Source organism: Verminephrobacter aporrectodeae subsp. tuberculatae At4 (genome assembly GCF_000193225.1).
Lineage (GTDB): Bacteria > Pseudomonadota > Gammaproteobacteria > Burkholderiales > Burkholderiaceae_C > Acidovorax > Acidovorax aporrectodeae.
The window spans coordinates 1-439 of the sequence record NZ_AFAL01000616.1; the positions used below are offsets into that span (position 1 = coordinate 1).

1 protein-coding gene is annotated in these 439 nt (G+C 65.4%); it reads right to left on the bottom strand.

Features of this window, described 5'->3' with window-relative positions:
• Positions 1-439 (bottom strand): SwmB domain-containing protein (locus VTU_RS28430; protein ID WP_010107134.1); only part of this gene is annotated, 439 nt, incomplete at both ends.

Genomic DNA, 439 nt, shown 5'->3' on the forward strand with positions numbered 1-439 from the left:
GGTAATGGCGGTGCCCGTGGTGCTGTTGACCGTAAAGCCTGCGTTGCCCGCGAGCGCGGTTGCGTCCAGGGTATTGGCTTCGGTGTAGCTGATCACCAGCTGGTTGTCGCGGACCGTGGCGCTGCTGAACTCCGGGGGTGTGGTGTCCGGTGTGGTGTTGGTAACAGCCCGGCTGCTGAAGTCCGCCGCGTTGTTGTGGGCCGCGTCCTGCACCCCATTGCCGGTCGCGGGTTTGGCGTAGCTGATCGTCACCGTCTCCCCGTTGACCACGGCGCGGTTTAGCGTCAGCGTGACGGTCTTGGCCGTTGCGCTCACCACGGCGCTGCTCACGGTAATGGCGGTGCCCGCGGTGCTGTTGACCGTAAAGCCTGCGTTGCCCGTGAGCGCGGTTGCGTCCAGGGCGTTGGCTTCGGTGTAGCTGATCACCAGCTGGTTGTCG